Annotated in this window: 10 protein-coding genes; 9 read left to right on the top strand and 1 reads right to left on the bottom strand. The window is 71.8% G+C overall.

Going from position 1 to position 14536, the window contains the following annotated elements; all coding sequences use genetic code 11:
- Positions 1-22: 22 nt before the first annotated feature.
- From Q0938_RS12805 to Q0938_RS12765, 9 genes are read left to right on the top strand one after another with little or no spacing between them, the layout of a single operon-like run.
- Positions 23-763: a GPW/gp25 family protein gene (locus tag Q0938_RS12805; protein ID WP_299362934.1), complete on the top strand. Its 741-nt coding sequence runs from the start codon at positions 23-25 to the stop codon at positions 761-763.
- The gene (gene tssF / locus Q0938_RS12800; RefSeq protein ID WP_299362931.1) at positions 763-2622 is read left to right on the top strand and encodes a type VI secretion system baseplate subunit TssF; all 1860 of its coding nucleotides are present in this window, start codon (positions 763-765) and stop codon (positions 2620-2622) included. The genes Q0938_RS12805 and tssF overlap by 1 nt, the downstream gene beginning before the upstream one ends.
- Positions 2586-3635: a type VI secretion system baseplate subunit TssG gene (tssG, locus tag Q0938_RS12795; RefSeq protein WP_299362929.1), complete on the top strand. Its 1050-nt coding sequence runs from the start codon at positions 2586-2588 to the stop codon at positions 3633-3635. The genes tssF and tssG overlap by 37 nt, the downstream gene beginning before the upstream one ends.
- Positions 3632-4924 carry a type VI secretion system-associated FHA domain protein TagH gene (tagH, locus tag Q0938_RS12790; protein ID WP_299362927.1) on the top strand — a complete coding sequence of 431 codons (1293 nt, stop codon included), beginning with the start codon at positions 3632-3634 and terminating at the stop codon, positions 4922-4924. The genes tssG and tagH overlap by 4 nt, the downstream gene beginning before the upstream one ends.
- 5 nt (positions 4925-4929) lie before the next feature.
- Complete coding sequence (tssJ, locus tag Q0938_RS12785) at positions 4930-5394, top strand: type VI secretion system lipoprotein TssJ (RefSeq protein WP_299362924.1); 465 nt, start codon at positions 4930-4932, stop codon at positions 5392-5394.
- 12 nt (positions 5395-5406) lie between these two features.
- Positions 5407-6741, top strand: coding sequence for a type VI secretion system baseplate subunit TssK (gene tssK / locus Q0938_RS12780; protein ID WP_299362922.1), 1335 nt, complete (start codon positions 5407-5409; stop codon positions 6739-6741).
- 9 nt (positions 6742-6750) lie between these two features.
- Entirely contained in the window at positions 6751-8136 is a 1386-nt protein-coding gene (gene icmH, locus Q0938_RS12775) for a type IVB secretion system protein IcmH/DotU (RefSeq protein WP_299362920.1), read from the top strand.
- A 1-nt stretch (position 8137) separates the two neighbouring features.
- Positions 8138-11674 (top strand): type VI secretion system membrane subunit TssM, encoded by a 3537-nt coding sequence (tssM, locus tag Q0938_RS12770; protein WP_299362918.1) that lies wholly within the window; start codon positions 8138-8140, stop codon positions 11672-11674.
- Complete coding sequence (locus tag Q0938_RS12765) at positions 11656-12150, top strand: TagF domain-containing protein (RefSeq protein ID WP_299362916.1); 495 nt, start codon at positions 11656-11658, stop codon at positions 12148-12150. Before tssM ends, Q0938_RS12765 begins: the two co-directional genes overlap by 19 nt.
- Here the strand turns inward: Q0938_RS12765 and tssI are convergent.
- Entirely contained in the window at positions 12137-14464 is a 2328-nt protein-coding gene (gene tssI / locus Q0938_RS12760; RefSeq protein ID WP_299362914.1) for a type VI secretion system tip protein VgrG, read from the bottom strand. The two genes, Q0938_RS12765 and tssI, sit on opposite strands and share 14 nt — an antisense overlap.
- Between the last annotated feature and the right edge of the window lie 72 nt (positions 14465-14536).

Genomic DNA, 14536 nt, shown 5'->3' with positions numbered 1-14536 from the left:
CCGGGCGCGCAGGATCGTCGCCATGCCCGGACCGCCACTCGACCGCCCCCGGACTGCCACGCCCCTGCAGGGCCGGCGCGACGCGGTGCAGCCCAGCCTGTGGGACCGGCTGATCGACGACCTGCCTGGCCTGGCCGCCGAGATTGCCCGCCGCGAAGCGGCGCTGCGCGCCCGGGTCGGCGCCGAGCACCTGGACCGGCCTGGCGGCGACGTGGCAGGGCTGGACCCCGACGATGCCCGGGATCTGGCGGCGCTGGCGCAACTGCGAAACCGGCGCGCGGCGCTGCAGGAGCGCGGCATCTACGTCACGCCGGAGATGCTGCGCGAGGCGGTGCGCCGCGACATCCAGGACCTGTTCGGGGTCGAGCGGCTGCAGGTCCGCTATCTGTTTTCCGACATGGAGCGCCGCATGGCGCCGCGCGGCATCGCCGGCGGCGCCGAGGACCCGGCCGACATGCTGGCCGACTTTCCCCATGTCCGCAGCTCGGTCCTGAATTACGGCGTGCCCGCCTTTGCCGGACGCCGGGCGGGGGATTTCGACCACGAGGCGCTGGCCCGCGAGTTGCGCGAGGTGCTGGCGGTGTTCGAGCCCCGGCTGCGGCGCGACAGCATCCGGGTGGTCGTCGAGCCCGGCACCCGGGTGGGGCTGCGCATCCGGATCGAGGGGCTGCTGCTGATGGCGCCGGTGCCGGAACGGCTGCGGCTGCTGACCACCATCGACCTGGACACGGGTGCCGCCGCGACGACGCTGGAGGAGAGCTGATGGACCGCGCCTTCCTTGCCGCCTACGAGGCCGAGCTGGATCATATCCGGGGACTGGCGTCGGAATTCGCGGCGCTGCATCCGAATGTCGCGCGCAACCTGTCCCTGGATGCGGTGCCCTGTCCCGATCCCTATGTCGAGCGGTTGCTGGAAGGGGTGGCCTTCATGGCGGCGCGCACCGCTCTGAAGATCGAGGCCGAGGGCCGGCGCTTCGCGACCGGCGTTCTGGACGCGCTGTGGCCGGATCTTGCCGCGCCGGGTCCGGCGATGGGGATGGGCGTGCTGCAGCCGGGCCCGCAGGTCCAGGCGATGCCGGCAGGGCACCGCGTGGCCCGGGGGACCCGGTTCTGCGCCGCCCTGCACGAAGGACTGTCCACCCGCGCGACGTATACCACGGCACAGGACGTGACACTGTGGCCGATCGCACTCGACGCGGCTGCGTACCTGCCCGACCGGGGGGCGCTGGCTGCTGCCGGCCTCGCGCCACCGGGCGGGGGCGCCGAGGCCGCGATCCGCGTGACGCTGCGTGCAGCCGGACCTGCGGCATTCTCGGCCCTGGCGCTCGACCGGCTGGACCTGTGCTTTGCCGGCAGTTCGCGGGCGCCCGCGCTGTTCGATGCGATCCACGGCAGCGCCACCACCGCCGTTGCCCGGCCGGCCGGCACCAGCGCCGGTGGTCACCGCCTTCCCCGCCCCGCCCTGGTCGGGGTCGAGGACAACGAAGGGCTGACCCCCCGGGTCCGGCCGAGCTTCGAGGGATTTCGCCTGCTGCGCGACTATTTCCTGATGCCCCAGCGCTTTCATTTCCTGCGCCTCGACGGAATCGCACCGGCCGCGCGGCAATGCGATGCGGGCGCCGGGCTGGAGCTTGCGGTCCTGCTGGCCCGGCCGGCCCCGCAACTGGCGGGGCTGGCGGGGGATGATTTCCGGCTGTTCGCGACGCCTCTGGTCAACCTGTTCGAAAAGGAATGCAACTTCGTCGAACTCGATCCGCGGGCCACGGCCCATCCGGTCCATGCCGACCGCGCCCGCACCCGTGATTTCGAGATCTATCGCCCGATCCGGGTCGCGGATGCCGACCGGGAAGGCGACTCGGGGCTGCTCTCGCCGGTTCACGCGCCCCGAGCGAGGTCGGGGGAGGGCGGCCTGTGGTGGACGGAACGCCGCCCCCGTAGGCCCGCCACCGACGAGATCGGCCGCGGCCGGATGCGGAGCTCCTACGCGGGCGACGACGTCTGGATTTCGGTTTCACGGACATCCGGGGCAGCGCCCCGGCGGCTGGACATCCGCGCGCTCTGCACCAACCGCGACCTGCCGATCCTTGACGACACGCCCCGCCTGACACCCGAAGGCGGAGAGCCGGTGATGCGGGTCGATCTGATCGCGCCGATGCGCCGCCCGCAGCCCGCCCTGCCGGGTACAGCCCCCAGCGCCGGTCAGGCCGAAGCGGCCGATGCCGCCTGGCGGCTGGTGGCGCAGCTGTCGTCCAGCCATCTGTCGCTGGCCGAGGCCGGGCGTGACGGCGCGCCGCTGAATGCACTGCTGGCGCTCTACGCCGACCGCGGCGATCCGGCGCTGGCCCGCCACGCCCGCGCCGTTGCCGCCGTCTCCAGCCGGCCCATCGTCGAACGCCTGGCCCTGCCCGGGCCGCTTGCCTTCGGGCGGGGCACCGAGATCACCCTGGACATCGACGAGAACCTGCTTGCCGGAGCCAGCCACCTGCTGCTGCCTGCGCTGCTGGACCGTCTGTTCGCGCGCCATGCCTCGGTGAACGCCTTCGTGCGCACCCGCACCCGGCTCGTCCGCAAACAGGAGGAGACGTCATGGCCGATGCGGCCGGGCCTGCGCGCCCGGATCTGACCCAGGACAGCGCCGCACCAACCCTGCCCGCAGGGATCGAGGCCTTCGAGCTGATGCGGCGGCTGGAGACCCCGGCATCGGGGTTCGGCCGGTCCGGACCGGCGGCGCGCGAGCCTGCCCGCCTGGGCCAGCAGGTCCGGCTGAGCCCGGCCCCTTGCGAAGTCGCCGCATGGAGCCCGCCCCGGGACGATCGGCCGGCCTGGATCGCGGTCGAGATCACCGGCCTGTTCGGGCCCGAGGGTCCGATGCCCCTGCATCTCAGCCGCCGGATCCTGGAACGCATGTCCGAGCGCTGGTTCCGCGGCGACCGGTCCCCGGAACCCGGCGCCGACCGGACCTTCCTCGAGTTCTGCAACCTGCTGCAGCACCGGATGATGGCGTTCCACTATCGGGCCTTCGCCGACGCCCAGCCCGCCGTCGCCGCGGACCACGGCGGCGAGGGGCGGCTGACACTCATGCTGGCGGCGCTTGCGGGCATCGGCCTGCCGGGCAGCGCCGAGGCGCTCGACGATCCCCATCTGGTTCTGCGCCACGCCACCAGCCTCGCCAGCGAGATCCGCAACCCCGAGCGGCTGGAGGCGGTCCTGTCCGACCTTCTGAATGCGTCCGTCAGGGTGGCCGAGTTCAGGTCCTGCTGGCAGGTCATTCCGCCACGGCTCGCCAGCGCCCTGGGCCGCGCCCATGCTGATCTGGGCGGCGGCGCGATGCTGGGTCCGCGCGTCTATCAGCCGCAGGCGCAGGCCGAAATTATTGTCGGTCCCCTGACCTTTGACCAATACGCGGCGCTGATGGGCCCGGGGCCGCCGCGCGACGCCCTGCGCCGCCTGCTGGGCTTCGTCATGGGCGAGGAGATCGGCTTCGACCTGCGCCTTGTCCTGGCCGGGACCGAGGTCCCCGACCCGGTCCTGGGCGCCGGGCCGGCGCTGGGGCGCTCGGCCTGGCTGGCGGGCGGCGCGGGGGGCGATCGGCGCGATCTGGTCGTGCCGCTGGACGAAAGGCAGGCGCCCGGATGACCCTCAGCCTCGCCGTTCTCTCGAGCCCCGTTCCCCAGTCCTCCGACACCTTCCGGATGGAAACCGGGCGGGCGGTGGTGGGGCGTGGTGAGGATTGCGACTGGCATCTGGATGATCCGGGCATGTTCATGTCGCGCCAGCATTGCTCCATCGAGGCCACCGATCGCGGCTGGACGGTCACCGATACCAGTTCGGGCGGGCTGTTCCTGGACGAGGGGCCGCAACCACTAGGGCGGGGCCGGACCGCCCTGCTGCGCGACGGCATGCGCCTGCGGCTGGGCGATGTCGTCGTAGGGGTCGAGCTTTCCGCACCGGCGCAGGCGGGCGCGGCAGCCCCGGATCCCGGGATCGGCCTGGACCCGTTCTTCGCCCCGCGCGAGGTGCCGCCGCCGCCGCCCCGCCCCGCCGACCTGCCCGAGCCGTTCGAGCGCACCGCGACCCCGGTCCAGCCCGGCGCCGCGGACGCGCTGCCCGGCTTTGACGATCCGTTCACGCTCGATCCCGTTCCCGCCGCGCAGCGGCCGGCATCCGGCCCCGCTGGTCCGGAGGACCTGGGCGAGGACAAGATCGGTGGGGACAGGACGGGGCTGGACAGCATCGAGTGGGACTGGGGCCCCTCGGCCCAGACACCCGCAGCCCGGACCGCCGGACCCGAACCCCTTACCACGGCTTCGGCAGAACCGCTCGCCCCAACGGCGGAGTCGTTTGCTGCCGCGCCCGATGATGGTACCGCAGCATTCCTGCGCGGCGCCGGCCTCGACCCGGCCGGCGATGATCTGCCCGACCTGGAGGCCGTCGGACGCCGCTACCGGATGATGACCGAGGGAATCGTCGCCCTTCTGCGGGCCCGGTCCGAGGAAAAGACCGCGCTGCGCGTCCCCCCGACCCTGCTGGGCGCCCAGCAGGTGAACCCGCTGAAGTTCCTGGTCATGCCCGACGAACAGGTGGCCGCACTGATCGCGCCGCGCGGCGGGGGCTATCTGGACCCCGACACCGCCATCGCCGAGGCGTTCCGCGATCTCGCCGATCACCGGATGCGCAGCTGGCAGGGGCTGCAGGCGGCCCTGCGCCGCATGGTCGACCGCTTCGCCCCCGACGCGATCGAGGCCGAACTGGGCGACCCGTCGCCGCTGCGCACCTTGCGGGCGGGCGGCCGCGGGGCGCTGCTGTGGCAGGCCTATGTCGAACGCTGGGCCGAGATCGCCCACGCCGCCGAGGACCGCTTTCTCGGCGAGATCGGGGCCGAGTTCCGCGACACCTATGAAAACTCAGATCGGAGGGAACCATGACATCCATGCCCAATCTTCTGTCACGCCGCGCCACGCTGGGCGGTCTGTGCCTGCTGACGCTGACTGCGGCCTGTGGCGGACCGAAGGAACCCGGGTCAGTCGAACTGGCCATCTCCGGTCAGCCCGGGGCCAACACCGGTCCGGATGGCGGCGACCGGCCGCTGATGGTGCAGATCCTGCAGCTGCGCGGGACCGCCGCCTTCGACGCGGTCGCGCCGCTGGACCTGCAGGACCCAGCCGCGGCGCTTGGCGGCGATCTGGTCAAGGCCGAGTCGGTGACGCTGGCACCGGGGGGCACGGTATCCCGGACCCTGGTGCTGGACCCTGCCACCACCGCCGTCGCCGTCGTGGGCGGCTATCGGGTGATGACCGGAAAGATCGTCCGGGCCCGGGTTCCCGTCTCCCCCACCGAAAAGGCGCGGTTCGCCGTGACGGCGGGGCCGGGCGGCGTCACCATGGCCCCGGCCTGACGGGGCGCGCGCATGACCGAAGGCAGCCGCATCGTCTGGTCCGAGGGTCTGTTCCTTCGTCCGCAGCATTTCCAGCAGCAGGACCGTCATGCCGAGGCGGCGCTGCGGACCCTGCTGCGGGCCATGTCGCGGCAGCCCTGGGGGTTCGTCGAACTGCGGCTGGATGCGGCGGCGCTGGACGCCGGACAGGTGGGCCTGGCCGCGGCAGAGGGGATCCTGCCGGACGGCACCGGCTTTCGCATCCCCGGCGACAGCCCGGCGCCGGCGCCGGTGACCGTGAACCGGGGAACCCCCGCCGGCGCGGTGTTGCTGGGCGTCGCGCCGCGGCAGGCGGGCGTCCCGGCGATCGATCCGGCCCATGCCGAACCGGGCGGCGCGCGCTGGCGCGGCGAATGGGTCACCCTGCCGGACGAGATCCGCGGCGGCGCTGAGCCCGCCGAGGTCGAGATCGCGCGCCTGAACCCCCGACTGATCCTGCCGGGAGAGCCCACCCACGGGGCCGTGACGCTGCCGCTTGCGGGAATCGAGGGGCTGGCAGCCGACGGGCGCGTGGTCCTGGCCGAGGGCTGGCTCCCCCCTGCCCTGACCCTGGCCGCCGTGCCCTGGTACGCGGGTCTGCTGAAGGAACTGGTCACCGGGGTCGACCGCATCATCGAGGCGCAGAGTGGTATGGTGCTGGGCGGGGCCGGCCGGTCGGTCGAGAACCTGCTGATCCTGGACCTGGCCAATGCGGCGCGGCCGCGGCTGCAGCATCTGCTGACCCAGGAGCTTGCGCATCCATCGGAGCTGTTCGCCGAGCTGGCCGGGCTTGCCGGCTGGATGGCGACCTATGGCTCCTCGACCCGGCGGCTGTCGCCCCTGCCCGATTACGACCACGCCGATCCGCAACCGGCCTTTGCGGCGCTGGCCGACGCGCTGCGGTCGCTGATCCTGTCGCTGCGCCATGTCGAACCGAAATCCCGCGCCCTGCCGGTGGCGCGCCATGCCCAGAACGTCTGGAAGGTCCGCATCGACAACCCCGAGATCCTGCGCACCTCGCGGATCGTGCTGCGGGTCGGATCGGACATGTCGGACGAGAGCCTTTTGCAGCTGTTCACCCGCCAGGCCACGGTCGGCGCGGCCGACGAGTTCGAGACGCTGTGGACGTCACGCCTGCCGGGGATCCCGCTGAGACCGCTGCACTCGCAGCCGCGCGAGATCCCCTATGACGGCGACCGGCTGTGCCTGGAACTGGACCGCAAGTCCGAACACTGGGCCCGGCTGCAATCGGCGCCGGGTTTCGTGCTGGGGGTTTCGGGCAAGCTAGAGCGCGAGCCCGAAATCGACTGCTACGCGATCAGCAGATAGGGGGGGGCGGTGGGCCAACAGGACGATCCCTTCGGCCTTGGCGACCCCGGACGCACCCGCATCCGCCCGGTGGGCGCGGGCCGGCCCCGATCCGATGCCCCCCCACCCGCCCCCGGGGGCTGGAGCCCGCCGCCCGGTCCCGCCTTTCACGCCCCGCCCGGCGCCGCCCCGCAGGCGCGCCGCGGGCGGGCGCATCCCAACCCGCTGGTGGCGGCACATGCGACGCTGCTGGAACTCGCCCCCGAACTCGAGCGCGCCCAGCCGCCCGACCAGCCCGAGGCGCTGCGCGCCCGGCTGCAGGCGGTTCTCGTCGAAGGGCGCGACGCCTCGGTTGCGGCGGGGGTGCCGCTGAGCCGCGCCGACCAGGGCGCGTGGTTCGTCGCCGCGCTGCTGGATGATCTGGCGCTGAACACCCCCTGGGGCGGACAGAGCGACTGGCCGCGCCAGCCCCTGGTCACCCAGATGAGCGGCGAGGTCGACGCCGGCACCCGCTTCTTCGACAGGCTCGACGCGCTGATGCGCAACCCGGTGGCCGAACGCGACCTGCTGGAGCTTGCCTGGCTGTGCCTGTGCCTGGGGTTTCGCGGCAAGCATCGCGTGCAGGGCGGCGCCGGTGAGGGCGCGCTGCTGGCCCGGCGCAGCCAGATCGCGCGGCTGCTGCGCGACCCCGAACGCGAAACCGCGCCGCTCGCGCCGCATGGGGTCGGGGTCGCGGCACCGGATACACCGCGCCGGTTCGCGGTGCCGCTGTGGACGCTTTGGCTGGCGGCGCTGGGTCTGGTACTGACGATCCACGCCGGGCTGTCCCTGCGCCTGTCGGGGCAGGCCAACGATCTGTTCACCCAGGCCGCGGCCCTGCCGCCGCCGGACCGCGCGCCGGTCTTCCGGCCCATCCGCCAGACCGGGACGGATGCGCCGGAACTGACCGTCCCGGTGGTCGATCCGCTTCTGCCCGCCTTCGAGGACGCGGTGCCCGCCGCCCTGCGCCCGGCGCTGCAGGGGCGCGAGACGCCGGGGCTGGTGGTGCTGGTCGTGCAGGCCAGCAATCCCGAGTTGTTCCGCTCGGCCAAGGCGGTGATCAACCCGGCCTATCAGCCGCTGGTCGACGCCATCGGCCGCACCATCGCCGCCAACGCCGCCCGGATCGGCGGGGTCACGGTCAGCGGCCATACCGACAACGTGCCGGTCCAGCGCTCGAACCCCTTCGCCTCGAACCAGGGCCTGTCCGAGGCGCGCGCCGAAAACCTTGCCGCGGCGCTGGTGGCAGCCGGCGCCCCCGCGGCGCTGCTCAGCGCCACGGGCCGTGCCGATGCCGAGCCGATCGCCGACAACAGCACCCCCGAGGGGCGGGCCCGCAACCGGCGCATCGAAATTCGCATCGAAAAGAGGCAATGAGATGCGGGTTCTGAGGGCGATGATCCGGTTCTTCCTGTCCCGCGGGCTGTGGACCTTCGTCGGACTGGCGCTGCTGGCGGCGGCGGTGTGGTTCTATGGACCGCTGATCTCGGTCGGCGACAGGGTTCCCTTGGAAAGCGCCCAGGCACGGGCCGCGGTGATCGGCGCCATCCTGGTGCTGTGGCTGGTCATCCTGCTGGTCGGCCAGATGCGGGCCGCGCGCCGCAACCGCATGTTCGTCACCGAACTGGCCCCGGCCGCACCGGCATCCCCGACCCCGGACGCGGCCGCCGAGATCGGGGGCAAGTTCCGGGACATCCTGGCCACGCTGGGACGCTCGCGTCTGGGCAAGCGGCGTTTCCTGCGCGAGATGCCCTGGTATGTCATCATCGGCCCCCCCGGCACGGGCAAGACAACCGCGCTGCTGCAGTCGGGGCTGAAGTTCCCAATCACCCTGACCGACGACCTCAAGGGTGTCGGCGGCACCCGCAACTGCGACTGGTTCTTCACCGAGACCGCCGTGCTGGTCGATACCGCCGGCCGCTACACCGACCAGTCGAGCGAGCCCGAGCGCGACGCCGCCGAATGGGCGGGGTTCCTCGACCTTCTGAAGAAGCATCGCGGCCGGCGGGCGCTGAACGGGGTGATCGTCGCGCTGTCGCTGGACGAGCTTCTGGGCCCCGAGGACGCGCTGCGCCGCCACGCGCGCGAGATCCGCAAGCGCCTGACCGAGATCGGCGAGCGGCTGGAACTGCAGCTGCCGGTCTACATGATGCTGACCAAGGCCGACCGGCTGCCGGGATTCGAGGCGTTCTTCGGCCTGCTCACCTCGCGCGAACGCGCGCAGGTCTGGGGCGCCACCCTGCCGGTCGAAGGCGCGCCGGAACCCGAGACGATCGCGCGCGAGTTCCGCAGCCTCGCCGCCGTGCTGGAGGGACGGCTGGACGCGCGCCTGGGCGAGGATGCCGACCTGCCCGAGCGCGCCGCGGTGTTTCGGTTTCCGGCCGAGTTCGAACGTCTGGAGCCGCGCCTGCGGCTGCTGATCGACACAGCCTTCGGAGAAAGCCGCTATGAGCAGGCGCCATGGCTGCGGGGATTCTACCTGACCTCTGCCACCCAGGAGGGTACGCCCCTCGACCGGATGGTGGCGGGGGTGGCCACGAGCTTTGGCATGACCCCGGCGCCGGTGGTCCATCGCAGCCTGGGCGAGCGGCGATCCTTCTTCCTGCACGACCTGCTCGCCGGGGTGATCTTCGGCGAGGCGGGGCTGGCCCAGTTCGACCCGCGCGCCGAGGAGCGCCGGACCTGGATATGGCGCGGATCGGCCGCGGTGGCCGCGCTGCTGGTCCTGCTGTCCGGACTGGTCTTCCTGTTCAACTACACGCGGCAGGCGAGCGCTGTCGCGGACCAGCAGCGGCTGCTGTCCGATCTGTCCGGGCGACTGGCCAACGCGGCCTCGCGTCAGGCCCCGACAGAGCCGCTGGACCTGCCGGTGGCGCTGGACGCTATGACCCAGATCGAGGCCGCCCGCACCGAGGTGCCGTCCGGGCCGCTGGCGCTGGTCGGCCCCTCGGCCGCCGCCGAGATCACCGGGTCAAGCCGCCTTGCCCGGGAAAGGGGCCTGCGCAACCTGCTGGAGCCGCGCATGGTCGCGTTCCTAGAGGCGACCATGTGGCGCCAGATCCGCGATCCCGATTTCCTGCTGGGCGCGATGAAGGCCTATCAGATGCTGACCGGGCTGGGACCTTACGACCGGGTGTGGCTGGCCGACTGGTGGCAGCAGGTCCTGCCGGACTTCGCCGCCGAGCCGCTGTTTCCGACCGAGACCGCCCGCGTCCACCAGCTGGCCGCGCTGGAGCGCCTTGCCGGCGACGAGACCCGCATCGCGGCCGATCCCGAGCTGATGCAGGCCGCGCTTCAGGCGATCTGCACCGTGCCGCTGTCGGTCCGCGCCTATCGCACGCTGATGTCGGAGCCCGAGATCACATCGCTGCCGGCGTGGGTTCCGGCGGAACAGGCCGGGCCGCTGGCGGCACAGGTGCTGACCCGACTGTCCGGCCAGACCCTGCGGCAGGGCATTCCGGGGGCCTTTACCTGGCAGGGATTTCACACTGCGGTGCTGCCGCTGCTGCCGGTCACGGCGGAATCGGCGCTGCGTGACCGCGAGGTGTTTGCCGGCGGCTGTGCCGAAAGCGCCGATGCGTCGGCCGACTCGCTGCAGGCCGACATGATGAAGCTGTACCAGGATGACTTCATCAGCCAGTGGGAGGGATTCCTGCGCGACGTGCGGCTGGCGCCGATCCCGGACCTCGCGACCGCCACCGCCAACCTCAAGGATCTTGCCAGCCCCGACAGCACGCTCAAGCGGCTGCTGAACGCCGTCGTCGCGGAAACCGACCTGACCCGCCCGCCCGAAGACGGCGCCGCTACCCCCGAGATCGATCCCGGGGTGCTGAAGAAGATCGCCGGCAAGCTGGGCCTTGGCACCGCCGCGAAGATCGGCACACGCGTCGCGGGCGCGGCCGGGAACCGTGGTGCCACCGAGCCCCCGCCGCCGGGAGCGGAGATCGCCCGCCATTTCGCGCCACTGAAGGCGATCGTGGCCGAGGTGGACGGCAAGCCGCCGTCGATCACCGATGCCGAAGCCGCGCTCGGCGCGCTGTCAAAGGAACTGCTGACCGTGCAGGCCAGTCCGGATCCGCGGGCCGCGCTGCTGGCACGGGGCGGGCTGCCGCAACTGACCGGGGATCTGCGCAACGTGGCGGCGAGCTTGCCGGACCCGGTCGATGCATGGCTCGGCTCGATCGCCGGGGACACGATCAGCGTCACGCGCGAGGCGATCGTGGCGCAGCTGAACGCCAGCTGGCGGGCCGACGTGCTGCCCTTCTGCCGAACGGCGACGGCCGGACGCTATCCGTTCACGGCGGAATCCGCGATCGACGTGACGGTCAGCGACTTCCAGCAGCTGTTCGGTCCCGGCGGCCGCTTCGACGTCTTCACGACCGAGACGCTGGCGCCTTACGTGGACACGGCCACGCGGCCGTGGCGCTGGCGGACCGATCTGGGACTGGACGCCCGCACGCTGGCGCCCTTCGAACAGGCGCGCGCCCTGCGCGACACGCTGTTTCCCGGTGGCGCGGGCCCGGTCATGGCGTTCACCCTGGAACCGAAGGACCTGACCCCGAACGCGGCCCGCGTCACCCTCGACGTGGACGGCCAGAACCTCGTCTATTTCAACGCCGCCTCGCGGCCGGTGCCGATGACGTGGCCGGGCAAGGACGGCACCAACCTGATCTCGCTCAGCTTCACGCCCGCCGTCGAGGGGGCGGGCGAGGCGATGATGACCGAGACGGGGGCGTGGGCCTGGCTGCGGCTGATCCGCAGGGCCGGGCTTTCCCCCACCTCGCAGCCCGAGGTCTTCGGCCTGCGACTGGGCCTGGGTCCCTATGCCGCCAGTTTCGAGCTGCGCGCGGCCTCGGTCGAGAACCCCTTCGATCTCGGCATGTTCGGGGCGTTCCGATGCCCGGATGCGTTCTGAACCCGCAGGTCGGCTTCTGGGGCAAGCTGCCGACGCGCGGGGATTTCGTGGGCCGCGGCCTGCCTGACGGCTTCCGGCGCCAGTGGGACGGCTGGGCCGCCGCGCATCTGGCCCGGCGCGGGGACTGGCCCTCGGGCGGGCTGCGGCTGCGGATCCAGGGACGGGCGCGCGCCGCCGCAGGGCTGGTCCTGCCCTCGACCGACGCCGTGGGAAGGCGCTTTCCGCTGGGCCTGTTCCTGCTGGCCGACGATCTGCCCGGCCCGCAGGGGCTGGAGCCCTGGTGCGAGGCGGCCCTGGCCATTGCGGCCGAACCCGATCCCGAGGCGCTGGCGCGGGCGCTGCAGGATCTACCGCTGCCCGAGTGTCCGGTCGAGGATGGTCCGCCGCTGCTGCTGTGGCAGCGCGCCCTCGACCCGCTGGTCGCCGATCCTGCGGCGCCGGAACCTGTGCTGGCGGCGATCTTCAGTTCAGGTTGACCTTGGAGCCCTTGACGGTGGTCTCGCCGGTCGCCTTGACGTTGATCGCGCCCGACCCCTTCACGGTGATGTCCTTGCCTTCCATGGTGATGGTGCCGTCGCTCTTCAGGACGATGGCAGCGGACCCGCAGCTGATCGAGATGCTGTCAGCCGCCACGATCGCCAGCGCCTTGCCCACGTCCAGCACCATCTTGCCGGCGACCTTGTGTGCCTCATCACCCCCCACCTGCGTGGCCCGAGTGCCGGTGATCTCCAGCGACGCATCGCCGCCGACCCGTTCGCCTTGGTTTCCGGTGATCGCCACGGTCTCGTTGCCGGTCACGCTGAGGGTGCGATTGCCCCCCACCGTCCAGCCGTCGTCGGCAGTGATCGCATGCGCCTGTCCGGCCTGCACCGTGACGGTTCGCTGCCCGACGATGGTGTTGGTCTGCGCCGCGCCGACGTTCCGGGTCTCGGTCGCGACGACGCTGTCCAGGCGCGCCGCCTTGACGGTGATGGTCTGGGTGCTGCCGACGGTCTGGGTGTGCGTTCCGTCGATGCTCTCGGTGGAGCTTTGCGCGACATGAATCGTCTCGGTCGCGCCGACATCCAGGCTGCGATGGGCGCCCACCGTCTCGGTGTCGTTGGCGCCGATGGAAACGGTGCGGTTCACCTTGACGCTGGTGAACTTGTCGTTGCCGACGCTCTCGCGGCGGTCATGGCCGACCGACTGGGTGGCGTCGTTGACCACATCCTCGATCCAGTCATGGCCGATGCTGCGGGTCTCGTCGTTCTTGATCAGCTCGTTGTGGTCCTTCTGGGCCTGGAAATACACCTCCTCGGCGCCGGCCTTGTCCTCGAACCGCAGCTCGTTCCAGCCGCCGCCGCCGGGAGAGCTGTTCGACTTCCACCCGGACTGGGTGGCGCTTCCGGGCAGGCCGTAGGGGGGGATCTGTTCGGCGTTGTAGACCCGTCCGGTGATGATCGGCCGGTCCGGATCGCCGTCCAGGAAATCGACGATCACCTCCTGTCCGATGCGGGGGATCTGGATGAACCCCCAGCCCGCACCCGCCCAGGTCTGGCTGACCCGCACGAAACAGCTGGACCCGGCGTCCCGCCCCCCCTTGCGGTCCCAGAAGAACTGCACCTTCACCCGGGCATGTTCGTCGGTATGGATCTCGGCGCCGGCCGGGCCGACCACCACCGCGGTCTGCGGCCCGCGCATGGGCCGGCGGGGGGTGCGCCGTTCGGGGCGAAACGGGATGCGGGCGGGCGCGCACAGCAGGCTGGCGCGATACCCCACCGGCTCGCCGCCGTCGGAACGGGTGCGCTGGCCGGCGCGGACCTGTTCGTCCCACATCCGGTAACTGGCGCGCAGCACCAGATGCGCGGCGTTCTCGGCCTCGCGCGGAAAATCGGTCAAGGTGAAGCGCCGACCTGGTCCCAGCGGCCGCGCGGTGCCTTCGGCCAGGACGCGCTCGAACCCGGCCTGCGCCTCTTCCAGCCGGATGCCGGCCAGCCGGTCGCCGCGTCCCAGGTCGAGATGCCGCCCAGGATAGGCATAAGTCTCGCGCCGGTCGCCGGCATGCCCGTGCGGATGGCTGGCCTTGGCCATCAGGTCGGCGGAGGGCTTGAGGAAATCGTAGTCGGTCTGGGCGACGGCGCCGATCCGCACCGCGGCGCGCGGCACCCAGCCGGTCAGATAGTCGCCCTCGCGCGGAGCGGTGGGGCTGTCCGGCTCATAGGCGATCTCGGCGGCGCCCGGCGCGGGCCTCATCGCGGCATTGGCGTCGGCCAGCACGGTGACGTGGCCGTCGGCCGAATGCTCGAAGAAATAGAAGATCCCCTCCTCCTCCATGAGGCGCCCGAGAAAGTCGAGATCGCTTTCCTCGAACTGGACGCAGTAGTCGCGGGGGGCATAGCTGCCGTCCAGCCGCTTGTCCGTGACCACGTCCGGGTAGGCGCGCAGCACCTCGTCAATGATGTCGGGGACCGACAGATTCTGGAAGATGCGGTTGTCGGTCGCAAGTCCGGCAAACCACAGCGCCGGACGCAGCAGCAGCCGGTAGAAGGCGAAATCGTCGCGGATCTCGGCCAACCCGAACTCCGCCACCTGACCGTCGAAATGCCGCGGTTCGCTGTCCGGGGCGCCGGCCACCTCGATCGTGGCGCGCGTTCCCAGAACGTCGCTGGCCTTGAGGTCGAGCGTCTTGGCGGAAATGCGCAGATCGAAGGCGAACGGAACCGAGATCTCCTCCTCGCCCTCCATCCGCACGAAGGTGAAGGGCTCGCCGATGGCGGGAATGGCGACGGTGATCTCGCGCGCGGATGACATGCCGACCTCCTAGGTTCGGCCCCGCGGGGCCGCTGCCGCGCGTCCGACGGGTTCCTGACGCCATTATGGCAA

This window comes from uncultured Paracoccus sp. (genome assembly GCF_947496875.1).
Taxonomy (GTDB): domain Bacteria; phylum Pseudomonadota; class Alphaproteobacteria; order Rhodobacterales; family Rhodobacteraceae; genus Paracoccus.
Note: the sequence above shows the minus strand (reverse complement) of the source record. Positions and strands in the feature narration are given on the sequence as shown.

What these genes read in the sequence shown, in the direction of transcription:
- Q0938_RS12805 (WP_299362934.1), top strand. Translation starts at nt 23, where the DNA reads ATGCCCGGACCGCCACTCGACCGCCCCCGGACTGCCACGCCCCTGCAG.
- tssF (WP_299362931.1), top strand. Translation starts at nt 763, where the DNA reads ATGGACCGCGCCTTCCTTGCCGCCTACGAGGCCGAGCTGGATCATATC.
- tssG (WP_299362929.1), top strand. Translation starts at nt 2,586, where the DNA reads ATGGCCGATGCGGCCGGGCCTGCGCGCCCGGATCTGACCCAGGACAGC.
- tagH (WP_299362927.1), top strand. Translation starts at nt 3,632, where the DNA reads ATGACCCTCAGCCTCGCCGTTCTCTCGAGCCCCGTTCCCCAGTCCTCC.
- tssJ (WP_299362924.1), top strand. Translation starts at nt 4,930, where the DNA reads ATGCCCAATCTTCTGTCACGCCGCGCCACGCTGGGCGGTCTGTGCCTG.
- tssK (WP_299362922.1), top strand. Translation starts at nt 5,407, where the DNA reads ATGACCGAAGGCAGCCGCATCGTCTGGTCCGAGGGTCTGTTCCTTCGT.
- tssM (WP_299362918.1), top strand. Translation starts at nt 8,138, where the DNA reads ATGCGGGTTCTGAGGGCGATGATCCGGTTCTTCCTGTCCCGCGGGCTG.
- Q0938_RS12765 (WP_299362916.1), top strand. Translation starts at nt 11,656, where the DNA reads ATGCCCGGATGCGTTCTGAACCCGCAGGTCGGCTTCTGGGGCAAGCTG.
- tssI (WP_299362914.1), bottom strand. Translation starts at nt 14,464, where the DNA reads ATGTCATCCGCGCGCGAGATCACCGTCGCCATTCCCGCCATCGGCGAG.